We start from the raw sequence: 26,326 nt of genomic DNA, 5'->3' as shown, positions 1-26,326 counted from the left end.
CGGTCAGGAATAAGAATCTTGACCGCTAAATTATTTTCTAAAACTGTTGACATATACAGTATAACATTATATAGTATAACTATACAGTTTTACGTTATAAAATTTAAATGTATGAAATATACGGAATAAAAAAATAGGAGGATTTTATGAATTTCAATAAATTCTTACCACTTACAGAAACAACATTTTACATTATGCTTTCTCTTATAAATCCCTCTCACGGATATGCAATTATGCAAAATGTAGATCTGTTAAGTGAAAATAAAGTTAAAGTTGCTGCTGGTACATTATATGGTGCTATTGAAAAACTTTTGAAGCAAAAACTAATAAGATCAGTAGAAAGTGAAGATAAACGAAGAAAAGTGTATGTGCTTACTGATGAGGGGAAAGAGGTATTAAACCTGGAGATTGCTAGAATGAGGCATTTAATAAATATCTCTCAAAATGTAGTTTAATAGTAGAAGGGAGCAAAAATCATGAGAAAATTTAAGACGTTCGTAGACATGGATAAAGAGGAAGAATACTTAAATGAAATGGCTGAATGTGGATTTGTGCTTAAAAAATATAGTTTTTTTGGAGTTTATACCTTTGTTAAAGAAGATTCTGTAGATTTACATTATAGAGTTGATTATCGTGTATTCAAAAGTAAAAGACAATTTGAGGAGTATAAAATTTTATTTGAAGATGCTGGTTGGGAGCATGTTTCAGGAACACGATTATCATTATCAGGAGGACAATATTTTATTCCTAAGTTATCAAATATAGGTTTGTCGGATATTTTTTCAGATACAGAATCAAAATTGGCAAGATACAAAAGATTTATTGATCAGTGTATTTGTAGTTGTGTGTGTATGTTAGTTTATATGTTTAGTTTAAAAACCAATAATTTGAGATACTTAACACCTGGACTATGGGAGAAAAATGGAGATGACTTTTGGAGAGCTTTTATTTTTGAAACCCCAGTTGTAATTTTACGATTTCTGCCTTTTATAATTCTTCTTATATTATCAATAATATACGGTAATCGGGCCTTTAGAGCAAAAAAAATGTACAATGAAAGTCTAACTGAAAATAAAAACAATTGTTTATAATGTTAATAATTAAAGGAAAAAGACATGAAATTTAATTTTCACGTCTTTTGTTTTTCCCATTCCTAATATGTAAAATATTTTTTATTTTAAACAAACGAGCACATCCCAAATATCTAAACTATATTTTTCCTAATTAAGATATTTTAAAAATACAGGCTTTATTTAAATCAAAGAAATAAGTTGTAGTTTACTTACTTGAATAAACTGCTAACATTTCAGTTGTATTAGTCTTAATATCCCCAATCGTCAACTCGCCAATTACCTGTTTTACTATCCCTTATTAATGTCCAATTCCAATTAGAATAAGTTGAATTTGGATTAAAACTCCCATCACCTCCTGAAAAATCCACATTAATAGTAGAAAGCAAAACAATTACATTCTCAGACTTGACACCATTCGCTGAACCTTTTCCATATTTCAAGTAATCTCCAATAAAATAATTTGATTTCTTTTCGTCATACCATAATTTTGTAAGACTACATCCCCTAAAATCCTTGAATTTTTTCTTTACACAATTTGTTGCATCATTCATTTCCCCTTGGCTAAACTTATCTGATTTTCCAATACTTACTACATCATTGTCGGTTTTACCAACTTGTTTATAAACCAATAAAAATAATACTACTAAAATTAGACAAAGAAAAGATATTATTTTTTTCATATAAAAACCCTCTTCATTTTAAAGTCATTTAATGAACAATAAATTACCATTATGAACCAACTTATAAGTAAAGTATACCATTATGTACCATATATCACTATTATTCAGAGTAAATTCAAATATAATATGTATAAAAATGGGAGGTGGCCCGTTTTTACATGAATGGTTCCCGTACACCAAAAAGGCAAGCCATATTTACCTTCGGAAATATCATAGTTAAAGAAATAATTCCATGGGTCAGAGATAATTATAATATTTCTACTAAAAGTTCTGAGTCCATAATCGGTGAATTTAGTTTAGGTGGGTTAGCTGCGGCTTACTTCGGATTAAAACATTCTGAAGTTTTCGGTAACGTGCTTTCTCAGTCTGTTTCCTATAGTTATTGCCCAAAAGGTTATGAAATCCAGTGTTGGCTAGCTACCCAATACGAAGCAATAGATAAATTACCTTTAAAGTTTTATTTGAATGTAGGCGTTATTGAACTTAAAGAACAGATAATTTATACAAATGTAAAATTAAGAAATGTACTACTAAAAAAAGGCTATACGGTTGACGGGGAGAAACTTTAGCAAATGGTTTAATTTCACTCATTGGAATTAAATAGGATTTTATAATAAATATCGGGAATTTATTTTGCCTAATTAATATGAAATTTATGATTTCGTGCAAAAAAATTAAAAGGTCAAAGAAGTTAAATTGGGTAGTTTTGCCTATCCCGCCAAAAAGGTATATTAGCATATTATAAATAACCTACAACAAGGTCCAGCGTACCTGTAAGCCCTAGTTATCATAGATGACAAAACCATAAAAGGCGTATCACTTTGTTAGGCGCCTTTTAAGAATGATGTGCATCAGTAAATTTATATAATAACAGTTAAATTACCATAAATAATCAATAATCTTAGGTACCGATGATACAAGAATTACACCTATAATACTCACTAAAACAACTTTAATTAAGTCTCTTTTTACATCCTTTTTATTTTTATCCATTAGTACACCTATGACTATCCCAAGAAGCATACCCAATCCAGCTCCAATAGCTATATTATTAAATAGTACTCCAAATGCTGCCCCAAATGCTAATCCAATTCCAATTCCAGCACCAAGATAATAATTCTGTTTATCTTGTTTTTCATTATTATTGGGATTCTCATTATTAATATTATTTTTATCAGACATATTTAATCAACTCCTTCTAACCTCAACTTTTGTTACTGCACATTATCTAACAACTGCGTCGTAACTCTTATACATAATATTATCATTATTTATCACACTTTGTAATAAATTTTTACAATCAATATGATTTTAGTAGATTAATAGTGCTAAAAGTAGTAAAAGCATGTACCCGAAATGGATATAATGCATGTTTAGCGCCACAAAATGGACAAACCAAAGTCTCTGTATTAATTGAGCTTACATATTCATCAAAGACAGTTATATCATTTTTAAAAGAAATTTTCTTAAAATACTTGCATAATATCGAAAATAATCTTATCATAATAATAGTTTCATAAAGCTATATTTTGACTCACTACACCGTTTGGTCGTCAATTTATGATTTAACAAACAATAGAGTTTACAGGGTTGAGGGCAACCCCTCAAGAAAGATATTTAAAAACGATAAACGAATGAATCTTAATTAATATATTTCAGATCCACACATATTAACATGTGATGGATCTGTTTTCTTTCCTTACATGCCCAAAATAGTCCAGAGTATCCTTTCATAAAGTCGATATTTACTAATATACAAAACTGGACGAGCTAATCTAGTCCGCCCAGTTTATCAAAATAAACTAATCTGATCATTTGAATTTTTATCTTCGTATGAATTCAAGTAGGAAAAAACATTATCTACTCCCACTAAAATACTATGTTTTTTACATTCGTAATACAAAATTTTCATAAGTTTACTGTGGTTATCGCTGTGACACTCATAAGAATTACCAAACGTTTTAATATACTTTTGCTTCATATAGGGGAAACACTCATCTAATTTTTCATAAAAATATTCTCTATTTCCCTCACGCAACGTTAACCCAATTCCAAAACACATAATCCCATAAACCTTTGCTTCAATACAGTAATCTAATAGTCTTTGGAAATTTTCTTCGCTGTCATTTATGAATGGCAAAAATGGTGATAACCAAACCACCGTAGGAATTCCATTTTCACTCATTATTTTCAAAGTTTCAAAACGCTCTTTTGTAGTTGAAACGTTAGGTTCTATGGTGCTACACAACTTTTCATCAGATGTAGTTAAAGTCATCTGCACAACACATTTTGATTTTTTATTTATACTTTTAAGCAAATCTAAGTCACGTAAAATTCTATTTGATTTAGTTAATATAGAAAGTCCAAAGCCGTACCTATCTATGATTTCAAGGCATTTGCGAGTATACAAAAGTTCTTCTTCTACGTGAATATATGGGTCACTCATAGCACCTGTACCAACCATACATTTTTTTCGTTTGCGTTTTAATGTCTCTTCAAGCATTTGGGGTGCATTTCTCTTAATTTCAATATCACAAAAATCATGTTTCATATTGTAACAGCTACTTCTACTATCACAATAAATGCACCCATGACTGCAACCTCTATATATATTCATTCCGTTTTTAGGCGAAAGAATAGATTTGTATTCTTGGTAATGCATTAAACCACCCCTAAATCTCTTAATCAAATAATTCCTTACAAACCCTTTTCAGTTAATATCTTTTCAAACTTTTTCTCTGACAGTATTTCGTTTGTCAGAAATTCACCATTGTAAAACAGACTATATGTGGTAAACGGAGCAGGAGCATTTTGTGCTTGCTCCGTTGTTTCAAAGAGGATACTCTTGAACGGAATTCCTTTTTGCTTTGCCACATTTTCAATAAGTGGAACATACTTAACTGTAAAAGGACATTGATTTGAGTAATACAAAACAAATCCTCGCTCTATAATTTGTGGTGTTTTCACATGAGGTTTGAACTGGGGCTTTGATATATTTTCTTTAAAAGGTAAATATAAAAGTTCATAAAATGGTTGTGATGTATCAGCGAGAAGAAATCCTTTGTTAATGTTATAATCTCCATATTATCACACTCCTTTCACACCCACTAAATTGGATTTTATTTTAATGCAATGTAAATATCAATGTCTGCATTCTCCCAATCACTGTTATGATATTCCTCGAAATCTCCAGTAAAACTTCTGTTCAAGTCCATTTTCCAGATTTCGCCCCAAGCCTCGGCAACTACTTTTTCCATATGTCCGTGTACTGAAAACTTTGCATATTTTCCTGCAGGAATAATTTTTACAGCCAGTTCATCATTCTCTGGTTTTGAAACCTCATTGCCTGCAGTCACACAATATTGGTCATTTGAGTAGTCAGAATAAAGTCCAATAGCGTACTCATTAATCTTATTTTTGATTGCAGGATTCACTCCACCTTGATATAACTTTTCCCAAAGTCCACCAATAACTGCACTCATTTTAGGATCACCGTTACTAGTAATTGCGCTAACACCGACAACTGTTTTTTGCTCTAAATTTACCATTTCATAATTCATTTTTAATAACCTCCATTTATTTGATAAGGCTATTATACGACACTTACTCTGACAACTGTATGTCATATTATAAATAGTTTTTAAGAGTATTTTGAAGCTTTGTTTTCACATCAAGTCTAACTTCTTCAGGAGATAACACTTCACAATCCTCGCCAAAAGAAGTGATATAGTTAAAAATCAAATCTCCCTTTGGAAAAATAATTTCTGCAATAAAACTACCATCTTCAAGCTGTTCAAAAGTGTTAAATTCATCATATATACGATAAGCCATCTTTTTTGATAGTTTGAGCGTTAGTGTAATAAAATCTTCTTTTAACATATCTTTTTTACTAAACACTTGTGTGGGTGGTCGTTTATGAAAAGTTTCATCAAGAACAGATAACGATTTCATTCGTCTTAACTTGAAAAATCTATTATCGCACCTTGTTTTGCAGTATCCGTACAAATACCAACTTTGTCCTTTAAAACACAGTTTTAGAGGATAAACTTGACGTTTTGTATTTTCACCCTTGCCACTAGAATAAGAAAATGAAATGGTATTTTTACTCAGTATCGCAGATTTCAAGTTGCAAAACAGCTCTTTTTCTTCTTCTGCATTATGCCAAGATGTAAAATCCACCTCAATCCAGTCTGTATTAGTTTCCCCAAATAAACTGCTTAGTTTTTCAAGTGCGGTATCTGTTTCACTAAGATTGACTGAACTTACAGCCTTTAAAGAAGATATAATATTCGCTTTCTCTTTCTCAGTTAAAACAGCTTTGTTAAGCACAAAATCAGATAAAAGAGAAATTCCTCCTCCTTTACCTTTGCTCATATATACAGGAATTCCCGCAGAGGACAGCGTTTCAATGTCACGATAAATTGTCCTTGTTGATACTTCAAATCGCTCTGCAAGCTCCTTAGACGTTACTGTTTTTTTATCAAGCAGGATATATACGATTTCGAATAATCGGTTAATTTGCATTTTATCACCCTACTTTAGTATACACTTATAATATGACACCATCAAGTCATATTATAAGTGATATATAACTCAGCATGGTTAAAAGTTACCACATCCCCTCTGTTAACCTATTAATATTTTTTCTTAGCTTACCTTTCGGTGCAACTAGTCCTCAAACATTTTAATACTAGATAATTAATCACAATATATCTTTATCTGAATAACATAGAGTAGCAGTTAGAAAAACTGATACTGCTAGGAGGTAAAACTATGTATAGTTATTGGCACGCTGATATGAGCGAATATGATAAACAACAACGTAAAAAGTCCCTCATACACGATTGTAATGAATGTAAAAGACTCGAATGGAATGAGTGTAAAAGACATGATTGCGATGAATGTAAAAGACACGAATGCAATGAATGTAAAAGACATGAATGCGATGAATGTAAAAGACATGATTGCGATGAATGTAATAGACGCGAATGCAATGAATGTAAAAGACACGATTGTAATGAATGTAAAAGACACGATTGCAATGAATGTAAAAGACATGAATGCGATGAATGTAAAAGACACGAATGCAATGAATGTAAAAGACACGATTGTAATGAATGTAAAAGACACGAATGCAATGAATGTAAAAGACACGATTGTAATGAATGTAAAAGACATGAATGCGATGAATGTAAAAGGCACAAATGCAATGAATGTAAAAGACACGATTGTAATGAATGTAAAAGACACGATTGCAATGAATGTAAAAGACACGAATGCAATGAGTGTGATTGACCATCTTAAAAAATTTGGCAAGTTATAAATGTATTCATAAATAAGACCTATTATTCTATTTATGAATGATTGATATAGATAAGGCCTGTAAATAATTTTGTGTAACCAGAATAAAAAGTACTCTTTCTTGGCAATAATTGAGATAAGCTAATTATCAAAAATTGCAAGGAGGAGTATTTTTATGTCAAACATTTCGAAAGATATTTATCAATTGCTATCTAGCCGGTGTTATTTGTAAATACCTATTTTATAGGGGTATTCTATTTATTAAATTTTAAAGTTTTAAAGTAGTATTTCTTATCTTCCTCTGTAACTTCTCTTATTATTTTACAAGGATTACCTACAGCTATAGAATTAGATGCAATATTTTTAGTTACAACGCTACCAGAGCCAATCACTACATTATCACCAATAGTAATTCCTGGATTCACTATAACACCGCCTCCTATCCAAACATTATCGCCTATATTAATTGGAAATGCATATTCAAGTGCTGCATTTCGAGGTTCAAAATGAATAGGATGACCTGCAGTAAAAAGGCTTACGTTTGGTGCAAACATAACATTATCACCAATTGTAACCTTAGCGCAATCTAAAATAGTACAATTGTAGTTACTATAAAAATTTTCTCCAATAAAAATATTATATCCATAGTCACATCGAAATGGTGATTCTATATGGAACCCATTTCCAACTACACCTAATAATTTTTTTACAATTTCCTTTTGCTTCTCACATTGACTTGGGCGTAGAGTGTTATAGTCAAATATCATTTCTTTTGCATATTGGCGTTCAGATGATAGTTCTTCTTCGAATGCTTTATATGGTTTCCCACTTAACATTTTTTCCTTTTCTGTCATAAACTCTTCCCTCCATATTCTATAACGTCTAAAAATCGCATTTTCTTTTATTATTTTACCATATTTGCTAATGCCTTACAACCGCTCTGGAGATATCTTTGTTGAGATAAAAAATGGGCAACTTGCTAGTTATAGTCCAGAGCTTACGCATGTACTCCATGTAGATTTGAATAAAAATCAAAACTAGTCAGGAAGCTGCTGAAAAAAACTTCAATTTACAAAAAAAGATATGGGCTTCATTTTAAACTATGAAGCCCACATCTTTTTTTATATTATTATTTTATATAACTAACTTTGTAACTGCTTGTTTTAGAAACATTGACTCTCATCATTGTTATAATATTTTAAATTGCAATAATCAAGCCTACAATTAATGCACTTAATACACTTACACAGAAACCACCTATCATCCCTCTAAAAGCAAGTTTTGATAGTTGTCCTCTCTTATCTGGACAGAATACTGATATTCCTGATACACAGATTCCCATACTTGATATATTTGCAAAACCTGTTAATGATACTGCAAGCATAAGTCCTGTTCTATAATCTAATGTGCTTATTACTTTACCAAGTTGTCCAAATGCTACAAACTCATTTAACGCCATCTTACTTCCAAGTAATTGCCCTGCAAGTAATACTTGGTCATTCGGAACACCCATTAAATAACCTATTGGTGCAAATGCATATCCGAGTATTCCTTCGAGTGATACTCCAAAGATTCCAAGGAACCCATTAAGCATTGCAACTAGTGCTACTATTGCTATAAGCACTGCACCAATTCCAAGAGCCATATTAAGTCCTGCAGATGCGCCTTCTGAAATAGCTGATATTAAGTTTTCATTATCACCCTTATTATCTATTTTTAAATTATCTATTTCACTCGCCACTTCTACCTCAGGAATTAATATTTTAGAAATAATTATACTTCCGAGTGGCACTAATGTACTACCAATTAAAAGATATTCCATAGGTATTCCAAGACCAACATATCCCATTATTACACTAACCGACATACTACCCATACCTGATACAAGCACTAGCATTATTTCACTTTCAGTCATTTTAGGTAGATACTTGCTTACAAGTAATGGTGAATCTGTTTGCCCTAAAAACATATTTGCTACTGCCACAAAACTTTCTACCTTGCTTGTTCCAATAACTTTTCCTATCGCCCCACCTATTATCTTAATAATAAACCCTAAAACTCCTAGATAAAATAAAGCTGAAACCAATGCTGATACGAATATTATGTTACCTAATACTTGTATACCAAATACCATTCCTGTTGGTGCTTTGCCGTCTGCTAATGATCCAAATACAAAATTTAGTCCCTCACTACCATAGTTTAAGACATTACTAACCCCATCCGATACATTTTGTATAATTACTCTTCCCAATGGAACTTTAACTAATAAGATTGCCACTACAAATTGTATAGCAAATGCCTTAATAATTAATTTTTTATTAAGATTAGCCTTATTATTTGATACTAGATATAAAACACCAAATAACATTACAATCCCTAATAAGTTTCTTATTATTATCATAAATTATTCCCCCACTCTCTCCTTACTCTTATATGATTTTATTAATTATTGATAATTTAACCCTTTAGAAATCTTCAAAAAAATAACAAGTCAATGCGCTAGTCTATTTTCAAGATGCTTTATTAGTTTATTTTATACAACCATTTTTAAAATCTTACACTTTATTATACCGTAGGATAGTAGCTAGTAGTATCTTTATTTAAATAATTTGTCGAATTTAATAAAATAGATTAAGTTTCTTAAAAAATAGGATATTGCTTTAGAATTCCTAAAAACAAAAGCACTAAAAACTAATCAACAGAAAAGTTTTTAGTGCTTTTTTTTAATTAAACTAAACATCTATTATGTCCACCACATAACTGCCATTGCTACAACCTTAATTATTTAACCTTTTATCACCGTTAAAAGCATTTGGAATCTTGCGCGAGCTTCAAGTCCATGAGGAACATTAGAAGGCATGATTATTGTTTCGCCTGCCTTAACATTGAAAATATCATTATCGATGGTAATTTCCGCTTCACCATCTAATACTTGAACCATAGCGTCTCCAGGAGTTACGTGAGTGCTGATACCTTCTCCTTTATCTAATGAGAATAATGTAATACTCACAGATGGTGTCTGCGCAATCGTTCTACTTATAACCTGGGCCTCTTGATAAGATATTAAGTTCTTTAAATCAATTACTTTTGAGAATTCTATATTTTTAATTAAGCTTTTCATGCTGTTACCCCCTTAAATTTCTTGATTACAGTATATTACTATTAGTGATAAAAGTCCGTAACTTACGTTACCTTTTATAATAATTATCCGCAGTTGCAGTCTCCTTCAGAAAATTTCCCGGGGTATATTAACAAATTGCGGGCACAATTTATTTTGCTAACTTTCTTCTACATGATCAATATAGTCAGCATTTTTCAATTCAGATAAAGCATCTTCTACTGATATATCATCTATGATTCTGGCAGTAAGAATCAAACCTCTCTCCATATCTTCATCCCACTGAAAATCAGTCATCACGGCATCAATGCCTAAATTTTCAGCCATGTCTTTTGCACTAATCGTATCACGGTTATAATTTTCAAGCCCCTCTTCTGTTATTGTAACTTCATAAATTGTACTTTTCGTTGACATTTTATACACCTCCATAGCACATAATATTTTTTAACCTACTATATATATAATGTTCTACAGAAGTTTTAAAATATACCTGTATTTTTGGTTTAAATATATAGTTGACGAGTCAACAAAATCGTTCTATAATAAGGTTGACTTGTCAATTAAAACAAGAAGTTTTTTAAGATACTTGAGTATAAGGAGGTTAAATTTTGAAAGAAGATATAATGCATTTAATTAAACTCAATAATAAAATTTTTAGAACCACCCAGGTTTATTTGGATAAGGTGTTAAAGAAATATGAATTAAGCAGTGGTTCTTACCCATATTTACTTGCATTAAATGAAAATGAAGGTATAAGCCAGAATAAAATAAGTAAAGAATTAGGTTTTGATAAGGCAATGTCAGCTAGGACTGTCACAAAACTTATAAACCTTGGATACTTAGATAGAAAAGAGGATGAGGCCGATTCTAGAGCATATAAATTATATTTAACACGGAAGGCTAAGATTATAATTCCAAATGTGCTCAATGAAATTCATAAGTTGGAAGGTCTAATAACAAATGATTTAAGTGAAAAGGAGAAAGTTATTACCCTAGATTCATTGAATAAAATTTTAAATAATATGAAAAATTTTAAATTATAAGGATAAAAGGAGAATATAAATGAAAGTAACAAATAATATCAGTAATAAAAACAGATGGGTAATTCTAATTATAATTGTAATGGTAGTTTTTATGTCTACCCTAGATAGTAGCATTGTAAATGTAGCTTTACCTGTAATGGCTAAATCTTTAAATGTAACATCAGCAGGTATTCAACTGGTAGTAACCAGTTATTTAATTATAATTTCAGCAACTATATTAGTTTTTGGAAGATTGGGGGATATAACTTCTAAAACAAAGATATTCAAGTTTGGAATAGCTTTGTTTACACTTGGTTCTTTATTTTGTGGAGTAACAAGCTCACTGTTTGTTTTAGTTCTCGCTAGAGTAATACAGGCAATAGGAGCCGCAGCCACTATGGCAAACAGCCAAGGGATTATCACTGCAGTATTTCCATCAAATGAAAGAGGGAAAGCACTAGGAATCTCAGGAACCTTCGTGGCACTTGGAGCTTTAGTTGGACCACCACTGGGAGGATTTATAGTACAAGCCACTAGTTGGGAATATATTTTTTTAATAAATGTACCAATAGGTATAATAATTTTATTTTATAGTTTTAAGGTACTTCCTAAAGAACACAAAAAAGCAAATGGAAAATTGGATGTACTAGGAGCGTTATTGTTTATGTTTGCTATAGTTTCTCTATTTGTAGCTTTAGGTAAAGGTCAAGAGGTTGGATTTACTCAGCCCATAATTTTATTAGGGTTTTTAATTGCAATTATTTCTTTTATTGTATTTGTTATGGTGGAAAAGAAATGTGAAGACCCTTTATTACAGCTAGAAATTTTCGAAAATAAATTGTTTTCACTCAGTATATTTTGTGGATTCATATCCTTTGTAGCCATCTTTTGCTCAAGTATTATTCAACCTTTTTATCTTCAGGATGTGATGAATTTTTCACCTTCATCTACTGGTTTATTACTTATGATCTATCCATTAGTTTTGTCTGTAGTGGCACCTCTTAGTGGACATTTATCAGATAAAATAGGCTCAGAAATTTTAACTTTTATTGGGTTAGTAGTTCTAAGTTTAGGTTTAATATTAATGTCAACTCTAAATGAGAACTCTTCAACTATAAGCATGGTAATTTTCATAGGGGTTATGTCACTGGGTAATGGGTTATTCCAATCACCTAATACTTCTTTAATAATGTCAACAGTATCAAAGGATAAGCTGGGTATTGCAGGAAGTGTAAATGGACTTGTAAGAAATTTGGGAATGGTATGCGGCATAGCTTTATCCACAACTCTTTTGTATAGCATGATGAGCTATACAATTGGATACAATGTAACAGATTATGTAGTAGGAAGAAATGATGCATTTATTTACGGCATGAAAGCTGTATATATAGCTGCAGCAGTTATTTGTATGATTGGAGCAATTTTAACCTCTTTAAGATTATTTAGTAGCAAATATAAATTAGAAAATTAAAAAATACCTGATCTACACTGCTTCTTATAAATCTTCTTAAAATATATTTAAAATAGTTAAAAGAAAAAGTGACTTAACAGATTCTTCAAATTTCTATTAAGTCACTGTATATTTATTTACTTACTTTTCACTGTTTTTTAAGTCTTTTTAATTCACTTAAATAATGGCTATTTTCTTTTGATTCTTCTATTGCTTCATCTATTATTTTTTCGTCTGCTTCATTCGGATTATACGAAAATTCCGAAACAACTTTCACTTTCAATTATACCGATTTTGTGTCTATTTCAGATTTCGACATATATTCATCAAATACTTTTCTAAGTAAGAAAAAACCGACTAAAGCAAAAGGTATATACAGCATACTAGTGATTAATCCTGATACAACCGAAGTATCAACTGGTGCTCAAGGAGCAGCCACTGTATGATAAATATCTGATACCATCGCCAGCCAGTCATATATAGCATGAAGAACAACAACAGCCCATATATTTTTACATCTAAGATAAATACTTGCAAATAAAACACCCGTTAAAAAATTATATATTACCTGGGTTACTGTTGCCATAATAAGCGTTGGAAATACAATTAAATTTACTAAATGCGCCAATCCAAAAATTAGTGAAGACAAAATTACTGATTTTATTATACCAGTTTTAGTGTATCCCCATTTATTTAGCATATTATTTAGTATAACCCCTCGGCAGAGTACTTCTTCCAATATACCTACCAAAAGCATTACTACGGTAAAGAAGATTATTTTTTTCATACTCGGAAAGGAAATACTGCCTTTATCAAAACTAACATATGAGGACACAAACCCATATACACCATTAGCAATAATAAGCCATCCAAGCAAGACACCTGTGACAATGCCTTTTTTATGAAATTCAATTTTACTAATATTTCCCGAAAATAAACAAACAACAAAAACAAAAATTAATGGTGCTACATAAGCAAGGATACGGTTTAAGCCATAGTTTAACCCATTATGCGATTTGAATATCCAAAAGTTGCAAATATACAGAAGTCCTATAGCGATTAATGCAACCATAAATGAAAAAATGTATATGCGTTCTTGTGCGATTTTTTTTGTCCACCTCATAATTTACCCTCCAATAATTAGATTATATAATTTTTACTCCGTTTTATTCTACTATTACGCAACAATTTCAAGTCAATTATACCATTATGTACCATAGATTACTATTTTTTAGCGTGGGTTTTGAATGATTATCTATACTAACTCACGTAGAAATGGCTTAGCTAATTGATTTTAATGTTGTTTATATATAAACAATTTATGATCTTTATTTGCCGGAAAACCAATGTATTTAGAGTCTTAGTTTGTATAGTTGTTATTTTATTAATTGGTTTTTCATACGAAAAGATTGGAGAATATAATGATGCTAAAAAATATTCTCCAGTAGGAAAAATGATTGATGTAAATAATCATAAAATAAATGTTTACAGTAAAGGCAAAGGGAATGTTACTGTAGTTTTTTCATCGGGTACGAATACTCCAAGTACATATGCGGATATGTACTCTCTTTATAACGAAATTTCAAAATATACTAAAACAGTTGTTTATGACAGACCAGGACATGGATTGAGTGAGGTAACAGATGTACCAAGAGATACAGATTCTCTTGTAAAGGAAATGCACACTGCACTAATAAAATCAGGACAAATTGCCTGATAATTTAAAACAATTATTCATACATCTCTTTCAGATACAAAGTTAAAGGATTTTAAAGTTAGGGAAGCAATTTATATATAATTATGTTAAATGTTTGAATAATTATATTGATATACTGTATAATTGAATAAGGACACAATTATAAAATAGTTTGGTGGAGGGTGAATTAATTATGATGATTATTTTTGGGATAGATGTACTTTTTTTTTCAATTGTGGGTATTTGTCTTATCTGCGGAAAAGGTAGTTGGATGATTTCAGGTTACAACGCTATGAGTAAAGAAGAAAAAGCGAATAGTGATATAAAGAAAATTTCTCGTGCTATAGGGATTTTCTTATTGAGTATTGCGGTTCTTACAGGCATTATGTCCTTTGTTACCCAATATGCTATTAAAAATGATGTTAAAAATATCATTGGTTATGTAGGAGGTTTTTTTGCTTTCGTTGTTGCTGTAGGAATCATTATATTAATTGTTATCATCCAGAAGTATGATAACAATAAAAAGTAGAAATACATTTTTATTGTTATATTAAGCATAATCCATAGTAGTTATTTAATTATGTTTCTACCTTCTTTTCCTTCTTGCTTTTTCTAAGTTAATGAGCATTATATCCTTATCAAAATCTCCCAAATACTTTCTTAGATAATCAAACTCTTCAATAAATTCGGGTGTTTCAAATAAATCCTTTTCTAATAACACTAATACTTTTTCAATCCTTGCTGAAATATCATCATTTCTCACATTTTCTAATTTCATTGTAGTTTTTAAGATATTTTCAATAATATGACCATAGGTCTCATCTATTTTATCATTATCAAATAAAGATACTCCATTTTTATCTTTAATCAATATTCTTAGCTGCTCTGCTTTAATATCTCCCACTATATGTAGGGAATGAGTTGCAATTATTAATATAATTTCAGAAAAAAAATAACACAATGTATAAAAATGCTTATACCTCGTGTTATTTCTTAATCTTTTAAATTAAACTTAGCAAAAGCATCAGTCATAGCAACGCATATAGGTTTATCTTTATTACTTTGCTTAGCTAATACTCATTGCTCATATTATTACTAACTCCATATATCAGCTTCTTTACTTTTTGAGCGATTAATTCTTGAAAAATCCACCCTTGAGAAAACATAAGTTGATAATAGTAAAAATATGAGCCCGAAAATGATTACAATCGCCATGCTGATAAGAGGCGTAATCACAAAATTTCCTATTTTAAAAGCAAGCTGTTCCGCCACCATTTGATCGGTTGTTAAAGACGTCTTTTCCAGTATGATAGTTCTAAAAAACGCTGTTGTATATGTCATTGGATTGAGATAAGCAATATATTGCATTGTTTTTGGTAACATTGAAAGCGGAATATATGCGCCACAAAGGAATGTCATCGGCATTGTTATCGCCGTTATTACAATTTGAAAAGTTTGTGAATTTTTAACCAGAGCTGCTAAAAACAATCCTAACCCCGAAAACACAAGTCCAACAACAATCATCACGCAGGTTACCGCAAATGGTGTTATCCAGGATGTGAATTTAAGCCCTATAAAATAACCAATGATTAGAATAATAATACCCTGCATGGTTGCTATTGTTGCTGCTGATAATAGCTGACCAGCGGCAATCTGGATTCGTTTAACGGGACTTACTAGCACCTCCTTCATAAATCCCGAAACAATATCTTCAATTGTACTGGTCGCAATAGTAAGGGACGTTTGAAAGACGGTCGTTATTACAATACCTGCGAGCATATAGTTTACTGGATTTTGAATATTGTCATTTTTAAATATCGAACTAAACACATATAAAAAGAAGAATGGCATGATAATCGTGAAAACAAGCTGAACACGATTGCGAGCAAAAATTTTAATGTTTCTAAACCATAAAGCTACTATAATATCCATAAATTCCTCACTTTCTTATATCTTTCCCCGTAATTTCTAAGAATACATCATTCAATGTGCCTTTATTAATTTCCAAATCTGTTATCGAAGCTTTATGCTCGCTTATTATCTCCATTAATTTTGGTATACTATTAACTTCAATCGAATAATAGCCGGTTTTTTTCTTGTAAATGAACCCTAGCCTGTCTAGCAGTACCTCCAGCCCTTTCCCATCTAGGGTTGTTATATTTGCTTTATCCTTTGTATATTGCTGTTTCAAATGATAAGGAGTGTCTATTGCAACGATTTTACCACCATCCATAATTGCAACTTTACTGCAAATCTCGGCCTCTTCCATGTAATGTGTTGTTAAAAAAATGGTAATATTCTTCTCCTTTTGCAGTTTTACAATATATTCCCACATATGAGCCCTTGTTTGGGGGTCAAGACCTGTGGTTGGCTCATCTAAAAACAATACTTTTGGGTAGTGCAGCAGTGCTCTTGCTATTTCCACACGCCGTTTCATCCCACCGGATAGACTGCTTACCATCGCTTTTTTCCAATCCAGTAAATCCACTAAATTTAAAACAAATTGTATACGCTCTGTTACTTCACTTTTGGGTATAGCATAAAAATGACAATGCATAATTAAATTTTCTAGGACAGTCATTTTATTATCCAATGTCGTTTCCTGAAAAACAACCCCAATAACACTTCTAACATCATCCTTTTCATGCGTTACATCTTTTCCGTCAATAGTCAGAGTTCCTGATGTCTTATCAAATATGGTACACAGTGTATTGATGGTTGTGCTTTTACCTGCTCCATTTGGACCTAGAAATGCAAAAATGCTTCCTTCTTCTACCTCAAATGAAACATTATCTACTGCTGTAAATTTATCATATTTCTTTACAAAATCCTTAACTTCTATTATGTTTCTCATGGTATCACTCCTATCAACTGAATAATTACAAAGCTAACATAACGAGCAGATGCATAATGCTCAAAGCGAAATTTGCTTCACTTACATGATTGGCTTTCCTATGTAAATTATACCGCTAATTCGCCTAAATACAATTTATTTTATAAGAAGTATAACCCTTCCCAATAGACTAGACACTCTAAACTTGTATTATCTTTTGTTTTCATAAATAGTTCAAACTTATCCCAGTTAAAACTTTTTCGCTGAATCACTAAACGCCCATTTGATACTATCTTGTTTTCATGCTTTGCAGCATTATATGTACTATCAAATATTTTATTAAATTCATTTTTCTTTTCCATTTCTGCCGGTGTCATAGTAAAAGTAAATAATCAATTAAAGTCTTTTGACTTTCAATGTTTTCTTTATTATGCTTTTGACCTCTTATCGTTTGTACGCCCTCTTTATATAAAGTTTTTCTATCCGGTGAAACAGAAGAAAGCTATTGTGCAGATAACTTTGCTTCTTGATGATTTACATATGCAAAATCTTTATGGTATTCAAGCTGATCATATTTTTCTATGGAATGTACATTATTAATAGTATAATTAAGGAAATATTGGTCTTATATAGATTAAATTAAAAAGGAGATATAGCTATGAGAAATACAGCACTTTTAGTTGTAGACGTTCAAAATGCACTAGTCTTAGCCAAGCCTTTCGCAGTAGAAGAGGTTATAAGTAATATAAAAAAATTAATTAAGACATGTAGAGAAAAAAATGTAGAAGTAATTTATATTCAACATACTGATAAAATTGGGGGTGAATTAGAACCTAATTCGGAAGGCTGGAAAATCTATGGAGAAATAAGTCCTGCTATAAATGAAAAGGTAATACGTAAAACCTATAATTCTGCTTTTAAGGAAACAATTTTAAAAAATTATTTAGATAATAAAGGTATAAACAAATTAATTATGACAGGTATGCAAACAGAGTATTGCTTTGATACTACTTGTAAAGTTGCATTTGAGTATGGTTTTAAGTTAATTATACCTGAGAAAACAAATACAACATTTAATAATGGAAATATATTAGCTAAAGATCTATATGAACATTATAACTTTAATATATTTAATGGTAGATTCGGTATCGTAGAATGCCTAGATAATACAATAGAAAGATTAATAGGTTAACTAATAAAAAAACCATACAGTATAATGAAATTTATATTGTATGGCTTTTTTATTTTATTTATAGCTAATATTTGATATTATAGCCAATTTGCCTCTAACCCCAATATTGGAATTAGTGATGGATAAGAAGTTGTACCTATTATGGCATTCTATTAGTAACTATTCCCAAGGGTCAGGTACCTATATTTTAATAGTATAATAAAAAATTCCACAAAATTTAAAAAAGTCCGTGGGTTTTTTCATAGTATATACGTCTAAACCTATGAGAACTAAATTAAAGGGGGATTTTTATGAGAAAAATAGGTACGATTACTTCTTCAATAGGGCTAATTTTTCTTGGTATCTGGATGATTATATATATGAATAATCCAGAACTTGGTAAGCAAATTTTTATATGGTGGCCTGGAATTTTCATTCTACTGGGAGTAGAGATATTAATACAGTCTAATAGAAAGCATGAGAGCTGTAGAAATCAATTTAATTACTTGACGATTTTAATTATTTTTTTGTATTTAGGAATAAATGTATTCCTTAATTTATCCGGAAAATTTGGAAGCATAATAGATAAAGTTGGGTCTGGCATTGAATTTAACGACGGAAACTTTAAAATAGGCTCTTTAAATAACACAAAAAAAATAAGTGCATCTAAAACCTTATCTATTAATGGAAATAGACTTGTATTTAAAGCTCCAAATGCGGATATTAAGATTTGCAGATCACAAGACCAAAATATAAAAATCCAAGCAGATATCTATGTGAAAGAAAATAGTTCTGTTAATGATTATAAAATAGCTGAGCAAAAAACTATGGAGGGGTATGAGGTTAATATTAAAGAAAGTTATATTAAACAAGTTAAGGCATATATATATGTACCTTATGGATACAATTTAAAAATCGATGCTGCTAATTGTCAAATAAAAACTATTGATTCAAATATAAAATCTAATATAGATATCGATGCAAGTAATGCAAATATTTCCTTAGAAGGAGATATTGAAAAAAGCAATATAAATGTTTCTAATGCTAATATATATTTTAGAAATAAACTTTGTAAAGATATAAATATGAATGCAAGTAATGGTAAGATTACTGTATACACAGAGAATAAGAACTTAAATGTAGACGCAAATATAAATAGTGGAGCATGTATAGTAAATGGAGAGAAAAGAGTAAATAAAGGAATATCAACAAAAATTGGGAATGGGGAAGGGAAATTAAAAGTTGATATTGCTAATGGGGTAGTGAGTGTTAATAGTCAGGAGTGATTTTTTTGGAAGAACATCAAATAATAGAGAGACTTAGAAATAAGGACAATGAGAGCTTTATTGAAATAGTAAATGAGTACAAAAGAAAGGTTATATCTTTATGCTATGCATATACTCAAGATTACTTTGAAGCTGAAGATTTGTCACAAGAAGTATTTATTGCCTTGTATAATAATATAGTAAAATTTAGAGAGGAATGTTCGTTATCCACATATATTTATAAAATATCAATATCAAAAGCTTTAGATTATAAGAGAAAGAGAAATCTAAAGGGATTTTTAACCGGACTTTTTACTAATAATATCCAACCGACGGTATGTGACATAGATGAGAAAAATCATGTCAGGAAATGCATATGTAGCCTTCCACGAGATTTAAAAGAAGCTGTAGTATTATACTATTATGTAGGGTTAAAAGAAAAGGAAATATCTAGAGTTTTAAACGTATCTCAAAAAACTGTAGAGGGAAGAGTTTATAGGGCAAAACAAAAACTGAGGATAGAAATTCAAAGGGGGGATATCGAAATATGCACGAAAAGTGGGATGATTTAGATAGGCTTATACTAAATTCCTTTGAAGAACATGAGCTAAGTAGCAATTATAATGAGAAGCTAATAAACAGAATTGAAAAGACTAAAAAAAGTTCAATAGATATTCCTGCTATGTCACTAATTGTTGCAGGGCTGACTATGATGCTGATAATTAGTACTAACTTACAATATAAAATAATTAAAACACAATGCAGATTAAAAACAGAAATTATGGTTGTGCAATATAAATATAATGAAAACATGAATGATTTAAAATATTTGATTGGAGATGGATATAATGCAAAAAAGAAATGATTTTTTAACCTTTATGTCGGCCTTAGTTCCTGGGCTTGGATATATGTACTTAGGACTTATGAAAAAAGGAATACAAGCAATGGTTATATTTTTCATGGTAGAACCTTTATTTAGATTTATTGGGTTAGGAAGATTAACAAGCGTAATTCAAATTCCACTTTGGTTCTATTTGCTCTTTGACACATTCAATATCGCTCATAAGCTTGATAGAGGCGAAAATGTATGTGACTCTGACTTTATATTTAGTAATTATCATAATTTCAATAAGAAAGAAAATCTAAATAATGATACTATAGAAAACATGAAAGACAAAAGTGGGCTAATAGTCGGCTGTACATTGGTGATAATAGGTGTTCTTTCAATTATTAATAAATTATTTGGAAGTAATGCAATATATGATTTTATAAAACAGAGCATAGGAATATACTTTGTACCAGTACTTTTTATATTTATTGGGGTATATCTTCTAGTGAAGCCACATCAAAAGAAATAGTATAATTCCTTTATAATATTCCTACATGTCATCCCAAGCTATTTCCTATACAATAAAAAGTTATATTTTTATGAATGTACGATTTTATATTAAATCGTACATTCGTTTATGACGCAATTTAAGAAAACTCTGTCTTAACAGAGTATTTCATCTCCTTCAATAACAATCATAACAGAATATTGAGTTGAAAACATACCACCAGTTGTACTATATTGAATGTCCTTAATTTTCAATTTATTTAATTACACATTGTCCTGGACTTTTGAACCAGCATAAATGGCGACCTCTACAGTGTTTAATATCTTTTTCTGCTAAAAATACATTTACAGTTTCTGCCCCTAATATTTATTTATATAACTTTAGGCTCTCTCCTTGACTTTCAATCCACATATTTAAAAGATCTTTTAAATCATCAACCTTTTCTTTATCTGTAGATACCTCATTAGGTTTAAGTTTTTCTACAACTTTGAACTCAAAGGCATTCTCTCCGTAAGCAGCCCAATCCTCTTGTAATCTTTTAATTTTAATCCTACCTAAATTTAATTGAAACTTAATTGATTCAAAGGGCTTATATAAATTTGTACATATATTCACATTAGAATATCCATTAACCGTATTATATATTTGAATTATACCCATCTGTATTTCTTGCTGCTTATAGTTGTTTATAATTTCTTTTTTATTTATATTTCTCATGATATTTTCCTCACAATTCTTATAATATTTGCTGCCATCATTGGTTCTGCTCAAGTATCGATGGTCTACCAGGTACCGTCGTATTATTGCATCATCTTCATAAATAGTTTTAATGATTTTCTTTACTTCAGCTTCCGTATATTCTCTATCAGGTTCAAACAAATCAGCAAACCTTGGTAATAATGCTTTCCGCTTCTCTTCTTTAACAGGGAACACACGAAGCTTCGGATTTTTTATTTTTGGCATCTTTTCCTCAGCTAATTCCATAACCGCCAAAAATGCCCGTGCTTGTCTTGCCCTCTCTCTCAATGCAAATCTCATATTTCTTACTGTGGATTCTGCACATGCAAGCTTCATTGCTATTTCTTTGTCACTATATTTATTACATACCATATCTAAAAACTCTTTTTGAATTTCAGTCAATCCTGTATATTTCTTGTCCAGCATCAGCAGCATTTCAATAGGAGTTCCATGATTTGCAGTATGAATATTTACACTTTCATCATTTTCGCCAATATATTTTCCACATATTAAACAAATAAATTCTGCTTTTTTACCATCCCATACATAACTTCTTTTAAAATCTTCAATAGTTGCACTGCGAATAAACTCATTCATATCTTTCTCCTGTCTATTAATTTCATAGACAGCATAACATTTTTTCTTTATTTTTGTCAACTATAAATTTGTAACAAATAAAATAAAAGGAGAACCCACATCATCAGAGGATTCTCCTTCTTTATTACTTCTCAAATATCTGTATATATTTCATCTAAAGTGAATTTCTACGTCTTTATTATTTTAATGGCTATCTCATTTATGATTATTGAAATACACTCTATATCTGCAATTTATTTAGATGATAATTTCATTATTTAAATTAAGCTATATCAATGCTTTCACAGAAAGCCTGTGTCATTTGTAATACGATTTATCCTATCTAATTCTAATCTTTCCAATATGCACTTAAGTCGTTAGATTAAATGGATAACAAATGCAAGTGATAGTGGGAATGTAAATAGAACAATACCCTATATTTAAATCAGCTTCTCAGGAATAAATTTAGAGGAAATTCTCTTTATTAATATATAATCAATTATCAGGAGAACAGCACCCGCTGTAAACATAATAAGGTTATTGAGCATAATTACACCTGTCATTTGACCTACCAATAGAAGAATTACAGGAAGAACAAGGATGCCGCTTACCTGCTGTGCTTCCTGAAAGGTTTTTGATTTTGCTGATACCATCACAGTGAAGGTTAAGGATAACAAATTAATAGCAGGTGAAATCCAAAGTATTATAATGAGCCATTTTATATCTGGAAAAATAAGTCCTCCAAAATATATGAAGCCACCTATATTGATTATTATGCCAAAAGCTATAAATGAAAGCAGAGTTATAATATAGGATGGTATAAAAACGCCTAAAATCTTTGCCCTTAGCAGTTGTTCCATGGATATTGGTGTATAAAGTAGTGTCTCCATTGTCTTATGTTCTTTTTCGCCTACTAAACTACTGGCGCCAATAATTCCTGAACACATTATAGGAATTATAAGAAAGTATGATGGAAATAAATAATTTATAACAATTTTTATTACAAGTTGTGCAGGGCTATATGCCTTATATTCAGAAGGCAGCTTTTTTAGAAGAGATCCGAACCCTCTTAAAACATCTGAAGCATTCCCGATATAATTGACACCGATAATTAATGCCAAAGGTATAAGTACGGTCAGAACAATTGGTACAATAGCCATTGGCACAATTACCCGCTTTGAACTTGTTATCTCATTTAAATCTTTTTTAATTAATACTTTTTCACTTCTATTCATATTAATCCCCCCATTATTACAATAATACACCGTCGGCTGTGCCTTTTATATACATAAAATACAGCTGCTCCAGGGACCATTTCTGTTGTACAACCTCATAAATTTCTCCACCGTTTGCTATTATATTATGTATAATAGCATTCACTTCGGCGTCCCCTGAAATAGATTTACTATATAGATTATGATCTTCATGAATAAGTCCAAATTTCTCAGAAATATTTTTTCCCCTGATTTTTAATTGAAGACTTGCATTTTTCTTTGACGCAAGTTCATCAAAAGTACCGAATCCAAGAATATTACCATTATTTATAAAGCCATACAATGTGCAAATATTTTCAGCGTATTTTAACTGATGAGTGCAAAGAAAGATTGTAACTTCATTTTCTTCTGCAAGTTCTTTTATAAGTTTTGAGACATTAAGTGCATTTTCTGGGTCCAAGCCAGAAGTAGGCTCATCAAGAAATAAAATTTGAGGATTGTGAATAATAGCTATAGCTAGAGAAACTCTCTTCCTCATCCCTGTACTTAAAGCTTGAACCTTCTTATTTCTTATATCTAGTAATTCCAGCCTTTTTAAAATGAAATCTATGCGTTCCTTCAGCAGCTTTTCTTCCATACCGTGCATTCTTCCAAAGAATATTAGATTTTCCTCAGCGGTAAGATTTTCATAGCAGAAAGAACTTTCGGTCATAACTCCACATAATCTATGGAGTTCAAGATTATGTTCATTCACAGGCTTTCCTAAAATTTCAGCATGACCTGAGGTTGATGAAAGAATTCCATTGAGAATTCTAACAGTAGTAGTTTTTCCCGAGCCGTTAGGACCAAGAAATCCAAATATTTCACCCTTGGGTATACTGAGACTTATATTATTTAAAGCATTAGTATTTCCATCATAAGATTTTCTAAGATTCGATATATTTATTGCATTCATTTTTTTCACCTCACAATTATTAAACGTAGACTGGGACAAAAAGTTCAAAAAATTTACTGCAAGTAAAAAATTTTCATTTATTAAACGAAGGGGTAAAATACAACCACAGTATTTGGGAAATAAATGATATAATTGAGGCAACATAAGATTAAATACATGGAGGTCATAGACTATATCAGAAAATACAACAACAGTAGGATTTGAAGATAAATTATGGTTAGCAGCAGATAAACTTGGAGGAAGTATGGATGCATCTGAATATAAGCATGTAGTACTAGGTTTGATATTCTTAAAATATGTATCAGATTCTTTTTCAGAAAAATATGATGAGCAAGTAAAAGAACATGAAGACTTTGAGGAAGATAAAGATGAATATATCGCTGAGAGAATATTTTGTGTACCGTTAGAAGCTCGGTGGAGTGAAATAGCAACACATGTTACTTCTGTAAATGCAAATTATCAATAGATATATCCGTTTTCTCTGAAACTTCTTTAATCATCATATCTAATTACCCCTTTAATATAAACTTTGTTTTAGAATATAAAGCTTCAACATAATAAAATATACAACCTATACATCTAGCAGTATATTATTAACTTAACTATAACCCATGAAGTCAACTTCATGTCAAGTATATATTTAGCGATTTAGCGTATCTTCTCGGTTTAATTAAGTAGTTATCACACCAGGGCTTTGCGGATATATTCTCCGAAGTTCTCAGAGTGTCAAAAAGGCAAAGTGTGTTGGCTATCAACCATTCACCTTGCCTATACGAGACTTTGTTTTATCTACCCACCTTTGTAACTGCATTTTTAGCATATTTGCGGACCTTGCTTAAATCGGTTTCGTTTGGGTGATTCCGATTTATGAATACCCATGACTGCCCTTTACAAGTAAAAGGCTCATCAACAACCCTTATTCCTTTATTCTGTACGAGCTCTTTTATGTCAGTGCCGATTTTAGCTTGCCCTCCATATGTGGCAAAGATAGCTGCGTTTTTTATCATTTTCGGATCTAATCGGTCAATTAAGGAGAGTGTCCATTTATTTGCTTTTCCAAAATATAACCCATCTCCAATGAAAAGTAAATCGACAGGCTCAGAAAAAGAAATAGGGTCTTTTCCTAACAGTTCAGCTTGGATACTTAGCGTATCAGCTATTGCGCGTGCGAGTTTTTCCGTATTGCCTGTTGACGAGTGATAAATTACTTTGATATTCATAGTTGCCATATTAACCTCCATTTTATAAACTCTGAATCTCTTGTTTCAGAGAAGCGATAAACTCGGCCTTATGCAATGTCTTCTAATTAACTGATCATGGCATCGCCAATTTGGCACTACCACAGGGGTTGCTATAATCAATACATAATTTGACCACAAAAAACTCCCCTGACAAAGCTCTATTTTACGCAATATTCTCCACCAACTGTATTCTCATACCATTTGGATCCTTTATAAAGAAATATCTAACATGCGGGTTAGGCTGGGTCGGCCCGCTGTCAACATTGATACCTTTTTCTTTAACCAAAACAAGCATCTTATCAAGAGACTCGACTTCAAATCCCCAGGAAATATCGTTGCCGACAACTGTATCCCTTCTCTCATCGTCGCAAATGAGCTCAATTTTTGTTTCTCCTTTGCCTAAAAATGCAATCTCCACTCCAGGCCCTGCGTTAAATTTGCTAACCACCTCAAGCCCTATGATGTCTGTATAAAACCTGATTGATTCTTCTAAGTCCTTTACGTTTAGGGTACTCCAACAAAATCTAATAAAACCACCTCACAAAATTATTATAGTGTAAAAATAAATCGCTAACCCTTTAAAATAATTCTCACAAGTATTATACAAGGTTAAAATTGTAGGGATTTGTTACATAAAACTATATAATTTTACGCTT

Annotated in this window: 35 protein-coding genes and 2 pseudogenes; 16 read left to right on the top strand and 21 right to left on the bottom strand. The window is 31.0% G+C overall.

Annotation, left to right across the window (positions count from 1 at the left end; genetic code table 11):
• The first annotated feature begins 146 nt into the window (after positions 1–146).
• Positions 147–455, top strand: coding sequence for a PadR family transcriptional regulator (locus ACWJKS_RS06120; protein WP_462960726.1), 309 nt, complete (start codon positions 147–149; stop codon positions 453–455).
• A 21-nt stretch (positions 456–476) separates the two neighbouring features.
• Entirely contained in the window at positions 477–1,091 is a 615-nt protein-coding gene (locus ACWJKS_RS06115; protein ID WP_165413968.1) for a DUF2812 domain-containing protein, read from the top strand.
• Between the two features lie 230 nt (positions 1,092–1,321).
• Here the strand turns inward: ACWJKS_RS06115 and ACWJKS_RS06110 are convergent, their stop codons facing one another.
• Positions 1,322–1,753 carry a DUF4829 domain-containing protein gene (locus ACWJKS_RS06110; protein WP_462960725.1) on the bottom strand — a complete coding sequence of 144 codons (432 nt, stop codon included), beginning with the start codon at positions 1,751–1,753 and terminating at the stop codon, positions 1,322–1,324.
• A gap of 158 nt (positions 1,754–1,911) precedes the next feature.
• Here ACWJKS_RS06110 and ACWJKS_RS06105 point away from each other — a divergent pair, with 158 nt between their 5' ends.
• Positions 1,912–2,322: an alpha/beta hydrolase gene (locus tag ACWJKS_RS06105; protein ID WP_462960724.1), complete on the top strand. Its 411-nt coding sequence runs from the start codon at positions 1,912–1,914 to the stop codon at positions 2,320–2,322.
• Between the two features lie 310 nt (positions 2,323–2,632).
• On the opposite strand, the gene ACWJKS_RS06100 is transcribed toward ACWJKS_RS06105, so the two are convergent.
• Positions 2,633–2,935, bottom strand: a complete 303-nt coding sequence (locus tag ACWJKS_RS06100; protein WP_462960723.1) for a hypothetical protein — start codon at positions 2,933–2,935, stop codon at positions 2,633–2,635.
• Between the two features lie 359 nt (positions 2,936–3,294).
• On the opposite strand from ACWJKS_RS06100, the pseudogene ACWJKS_RS06095 reads away from it, so the two are divergent.
• A pseudogene (locus ACWJKS_RS06095) lies at positions 3,295–3,402 on the top strand (C45 family autoproteolytic acyltransferase/hydolase); the annotation flags it as partial.
• Positions 3,403–3,545: 143 nt separating this feature from the next.
• Here the strand turns inward: ACWJKS_RS06095 and ACWJKS_RS06090 are convergent.
• From ACWJKS_RS06090 to ACWJKS_RS06075, 4 genes are all read right to left on the bottom strand, one after another.
• Positions 3,546–4,415, bottom strand: coding sequence for a radical SAM protein (locus tag ACWJKS_RS06090; protein WP_462960722.1), 870 nt, complete (start codon positions 4,413–4,415; stop codon positions 3,546–3,548).
• 35 nt (positions 4,416–4,450) lie between these two features.
• Entirely contained in the window at positions 4,451–4,684 is a 234-nt protein-coding gene (locus ACWJKS_RS06085) for a YoaP domain-containing protein (RefSeq protein WP_462960721.1), read from the bottom strand.
• A gap of 188 nt (positions 4,685–4,872) precedes the next feature.
• Positions 4,873–5,313, bottom strand: a complete 441-nt coding sequence (locus tag ACWJKS_RS06080; RefSeq protein ID WP_462960720.1) for a GyrI-like domain-containing protein — start codon at positions 5,311–5,313, stop codon at positions 4,873–4,875.
• 67 nt (positions 5,314–5,380) lie between these two features.
• A complete protein-coding gene (locus tag ACWJKS_RS06075; RefSeq protein WP_462960719.1) occupies positions 5,381–6,277 on the bottom strand; it encodes a helix-turn-helix transcriptional regulator in 897 nt (298 codons plus the stop codon).
• 283 nt (positions 6,278–6,560) lie between these two features.
• On the opposite strand from ACWJKS_RS06075, the gene ACWJKS_RS06070 reads away from it, so the two are divergent.
• Entirely contained in the window at positions 6,561–7,076 is a 516-nt protein-coding gene (locus ACWJKS_RS06070; protein WP_462960718.1) for a hypothetical protein, read from the top strand.
• Between the two features lie 232 nt (positions 7,077–7,308).
• Here the strand turns inward: ACWJKS_RS06070 and ACWJKS_RS06065 are convergent, their stop codons facing one another.
• Positions 7,309–7,908, bottom strand: a complete 600-nt coding sequence (locus ACWJKS_RS06065) for a sugar O-acetyltransferase (RefSeq protein ID WP_165413975.1) — start codon at positions 7,906–7,908, stop codon at positions 7,309–7,311.
• A gap of 91 nt (positions 7,909–7,999) precedes the next feature.
• On the opposite strand from ACWJKS_RS06065, the pseudogene ACWJKS_RS06060 reads away from it, so the two are divergent.
• Positions 8,000–8,092, top strand: a pseudogene (locus ACWJKS_RS06060) (MerB-like organometallic lyase SaoL); the annotation flags it as partial.
• A 160-nt stretch (positions 8,093–8,252) separates the two neighbouring features.
• Here the strand turns inward: ACWJKS_RS06060 and ACWJKS_RS06055 are convergent.
• From ACWJKS_RS06055 to ACWJKS_RS06045, 3 genes are all read right to left on the bottom strand, one after another.
• Complete coding sequence (locus tag ACWJKS_RS06055; protein ID WP_165413976.1) at positions 8,253–9,455, bottom strand: NupC/NupG family nucleoside CNT transporter; 1,203 nt, start codon at positions 9,453–9,455, stop codon at positions 8,253–8,255.
• Positions 9,456–9,839: 384 nt separating this feature from the next.
• Positions 9,840–10,175 carry a cupin domain-containing protein gene (locus ACWJKS_RS06050; RefSeq protein WP_165413977.1) on the bottom strand — a complete coding sequence of 112 codons (336 nt, stop codon included), beginning with the start codon at positions 10,173–10,175 and terminating at the stop codon, positions 9,840–9,842.
• Between the two features lie 156 nt (positions 10,176–10,331).
• On the bottom strand, positions 10,332–10,586 hold the full coding sequence (locus ACWJKS_RS06045) for a hypothetical protein (RefSeq protein ID WP_165413978.1): 255 nt from the start codon (positions 10,584–10,586) through the stop codon (positions 10,332–10,334).
• A 194-nt stretch (positions 10,587–10,780) separates the two neighbouring features.
• Between ACWJKS_RS06045 and ACWJKS_RS06040 the strand changes: the two genes are divergently transcribed.
• Together ACWJKS_RS06040 and ACWJKS_RS06035 are read left to right on the top strand one after the other, a co-directional pair.
• Positions 10,781–11,215 (top strand): MarR family winged helix-turn-helix transcriptional regulator, encoded by a 435-nt coding sequence (locus ACWJKS_RS06040; protein ID WP_462960717.1) that lies wholly within the window; start codon positions 10,781–10,783, stop codon positions 11,213–11,215.
• A 19-nt stretch (positions 11,216–11,234) separates the two neighbouring features.
• Positions 11,235–12,665, top strand: a complete 1,431-nt coding sequence (locus ACWJKS_RS06035) for an MFS transporter (RefSeq protein ID WP_462960716.1) — start codon at positions 11,235–11,237, stop codon at positions 12,663–12,665.
• A gap of 127 nt (positions 12,666–12,792) precedes the next feature.
• Here the strand turns inward: ACWJKS_RS06035 and ACWJKS_RS06030 are convergent, their stop codons facing one another.
• On the bottom strand, positions 12,793–12,921 hold the full coding sequence (locus ACWJKS_RS06030; protein ID WP_263492341.1) for a hypothetical protein: 129 nt from the start codon (positions 12,919–12,921) through the stop codon (positions 12,793–12,795).
• Positions 12,922–13,068: 147 nt separating this feature from the next.
• Positions 13,069–13,767 (bottom strand): lysostaphin resistance A-like protein, encoded by a 699-nt coding sequence (locus ACWJKS_RS06025; protein ID WP_462960715.1) that lies wholly within the window; start codon positions 13,765–13,767, stop codon positions 13,069–13,071.
• A 330-nt stretch (positions 13,768–14,097) separates the two neighbouring features.
• Between ACWJKS_RS06025 and ACWJKS_RS06020 the strand changes: the two genes are divergently transcribed.
• Entirely contained in the window at positions 14,098–14,361 is a 264-nt protein-coding gene (locus tag ACWJKS_RS06020; RefSeq protein ID WP_462960714.1) for an alpha/beta fold hydrolase, read from the top strand.
• Between the two features lie 172 nt (positions 14,362–14,533).
• Positions 14,534–14,869, top strand: coding sequence for a DUF3784 domain-containing protein (locus ACWJKS_RS06015; protein WP_462960713.1), 336 nt, complete (start codon positions 14,534–14,536; stop codon positions 14,867–14,869).
• 57 nt (positions 14,870–14,926) lie between these two features.
• Here ACWJKS_RS06015 and ACWJKS_RS06010 read toward each other — a convergent pair whose 3' ends face one another.
• From ACWJKS_RS06010 to ACWJKS_RS05995, 4 genes are all read right to left on the bottom strand, one after another.
• Entirely contained in the window at positions 14,927–15,211 is a 285-nt protein-coding gene (locus ACWJKS_RS06010; protein ID WP_462960712.1) for a hypothetical protein, read from the bottom strand.
• A gap of 224 nt (positions 15,212–15,435) precedes the next feature.
• Positions 15,436–16,272, bottom strand: coding sequence for an ABC transporter permease (locus ACWJKS_RS06005; protein ID WP_462960711.1), 837 nt, complete (start codon positions 16,270–16,272; stop codon positions 15,436–15,438).
• 7 nt (positions 16,273–16,279) lie between these two features.
• Complete coding sequence (locus ACWJKS_RS06000; protein ID WP_165413986.1) at positions 16,280–17,194, bottom strand: ABC transporter ATP-binding protein; 915 nt, start codon at positions 17,192–17,194, stop codon at positions 16,280–16,282.
• Positions 17,195–17,334: 140 nt separating this feature from the next.
• Entirely contained in the window at positions 17,335–17,535 is a 201-nt protein-coding gene (locus ACWJKS_RS05995; RefSeq protein ID WP_462960710.1) for a hypothetical protein, read from the bottom strand.
• Positions 17,536–17,831: 296 nt separating this feature from the next.
• Between ACWJKS_RS05995 and ACWJKS_RS05990 the strand changes: the two genes are divergently transcribed.
• From ACWJKS_RS05990 to ACWJKS_RS05970, 5 genes are all read left to right on the top strand, one after another.
• Complete coding sequence (locus ACWJKS_RS05990) at positions 17,832–18,365, top strand: cysteine hydrolase family protein (RefSeq protein WP_462960709.1); 534 nt, start codon at positions 17,832–17,834, stop codon at positions 18,363–18,365.
• Positions 18,366–18,655: 290 nt separating this feature from the next.
• Positions 18,656–19,630: a hypothetical protein gene (locus ACWJKS_RS05985; protein WP_462960708.1), complete on the top strand. Its 975-nt coding sequence runs from the start codon at positions 18,656–18,658 to the stop codon at positions 19,628–19,630.
• Between the two features lie 5 nt (positions 19,631–19,635).
• A complete protein-coding gene (locus ACWJKS_RS05980) occupies positions 19,636–20,181 on the top strand; it encodes an RNA polymerase sigma factor (RefSeq protein WP_462960707.1) in 546 nt (181 codons plus the stop codon).
• Positions 20,157–20,474: a hypothetical protein gene (locus ACWJKS_RS05975; RefSeq protein ID WP_462960706.1), complete on the top strand. Its 318-nt coding sequence runs from the start codon at positions 20,157–20,159 to the stop codon at positions 20,472–20,474. The genes ACWJKS_RS05980 and ACWJKS_RS05975 overlap by 25 nt, the downstream gene beginning before the upstream one ends.
• Positions 20,458–20,967, top strand: a complete 510-nt coding sequence (locus ACWJKS_RS05970) for a hypothetical protein (protein WP_462960705.1) — start codon at positions 20,458–20,460, stop codon at positions 20,965–20,967. The genes ACWJKS_RS05975 and ACWJKS_RS05970 overlap by 17 nt, the downstream gene beginning before the upstream one ends.
• Positions 20,968–21,312: 345 nt before the next feature.
• On the opposite strand, the gene ACWJKS_RS05965 is transcribed toward ACWJKS_RS05970, so the two are convergent.
• The 3 genes from ACWJKS_RS05965 to ACWJKS_RS05955 all read right to left on the bottom strand — a co-directional run bounded on the left by ACWJKS_RS05965 (position 21,313) and on the right by ACWJKS_RS05955 (position 24,429).
• On the bottom strand, positions 21,313–22,281 hold the full coding sequence (locus ACWJKS_RS05965; protein ID WP_462960704.1) for a DUF2087 domain-containing protein: 969 nt from the start codon (positions 22,279–22,281) through the stop codon (positions 21,313–21,315).
• A 419-nt stretch (positions 22,282–22,700) separates the two neighbouring features.
• Entirely contained in the window at positions 22,701–23,495 is a 795-nt protein-coding gene (locus ACWJKS_RS05960; protein WP_462960703.1) for an ABC transporter permease subunit, read from the bottom strand.
• Between the two features lie 16 nt (positions 23,496–23,511).
• On the bottom strand, positions 23,512–24,429 hold the full coding sequence (locus ACWJKS_RS05955; protein WP_462960702.1) for an ABC transporter ATP-binding protein: 918 nt from the start codon (positions 24,427–24,429) through the stop codon (positions 23,512–23,514).
• A 172-nt stretch (positions 24,430–24,601) separates the two neighbouring features.
• Here ACWJKS_RS05955 and ACWJKS_RS05950 point away from each other — a divergent pair, with 172 nt between their 5' ends.
• Complete coding sequence (locus ACWJKS_RS05950; RefSeq protein WP_462961054.1) at positions 24,602–24,895, top strand: type I restriction-modification system subunit M N-terminal domain-containing protein; 294 nt, start codon at positions 24,602–24,604, stop codon at positions 24,893–24,895.
• Positions 24,896–25,214: 319 nt separating this feature from the next.
• Here the strand turns inward: ACWJKS_RS05950 and ACWJKS_RS05945 are convergent, their stop codons facing one another.
• Together ACWJKS_RS05945 and ACWJKS_RS05940 are read right to left on the bottom strand one after the other, a co-directional pair.
• The gene (locus tag ACWJKS_RS05945) at positions 25,215–25,658 is read right to left on the bottom strand and encodes a flavodoxin family protein (protein WP_462960701.1); all 444 of its coding nucleotides are present in this window, start codon (positions 25,656–25,658) and stop codon (positions 25,215–25,217) included.
• A 175-nt stretch (positions 25,659–25,833) separates the two neighbouring features.
• A complete protein-coding gene (locus ACWJKS_RS05940) occupies positions 25,834–26,199 on the bottom strand; it encodes a VOC family protein (RefSeq protein WP_165414617.1) in 366 nt (121 codons plus the stop codon).
• Between the last annotated feature and the right edge of the window lie 127 nt (positions 26,200–26,326).

This window comes from Clostridium sp. CM038, from assembly GCF_055081105.1.
Note: the sequence above shows the minus strand (reverse complement) of the source record. Positions and strands in the feature narration are given on the sequence as shown.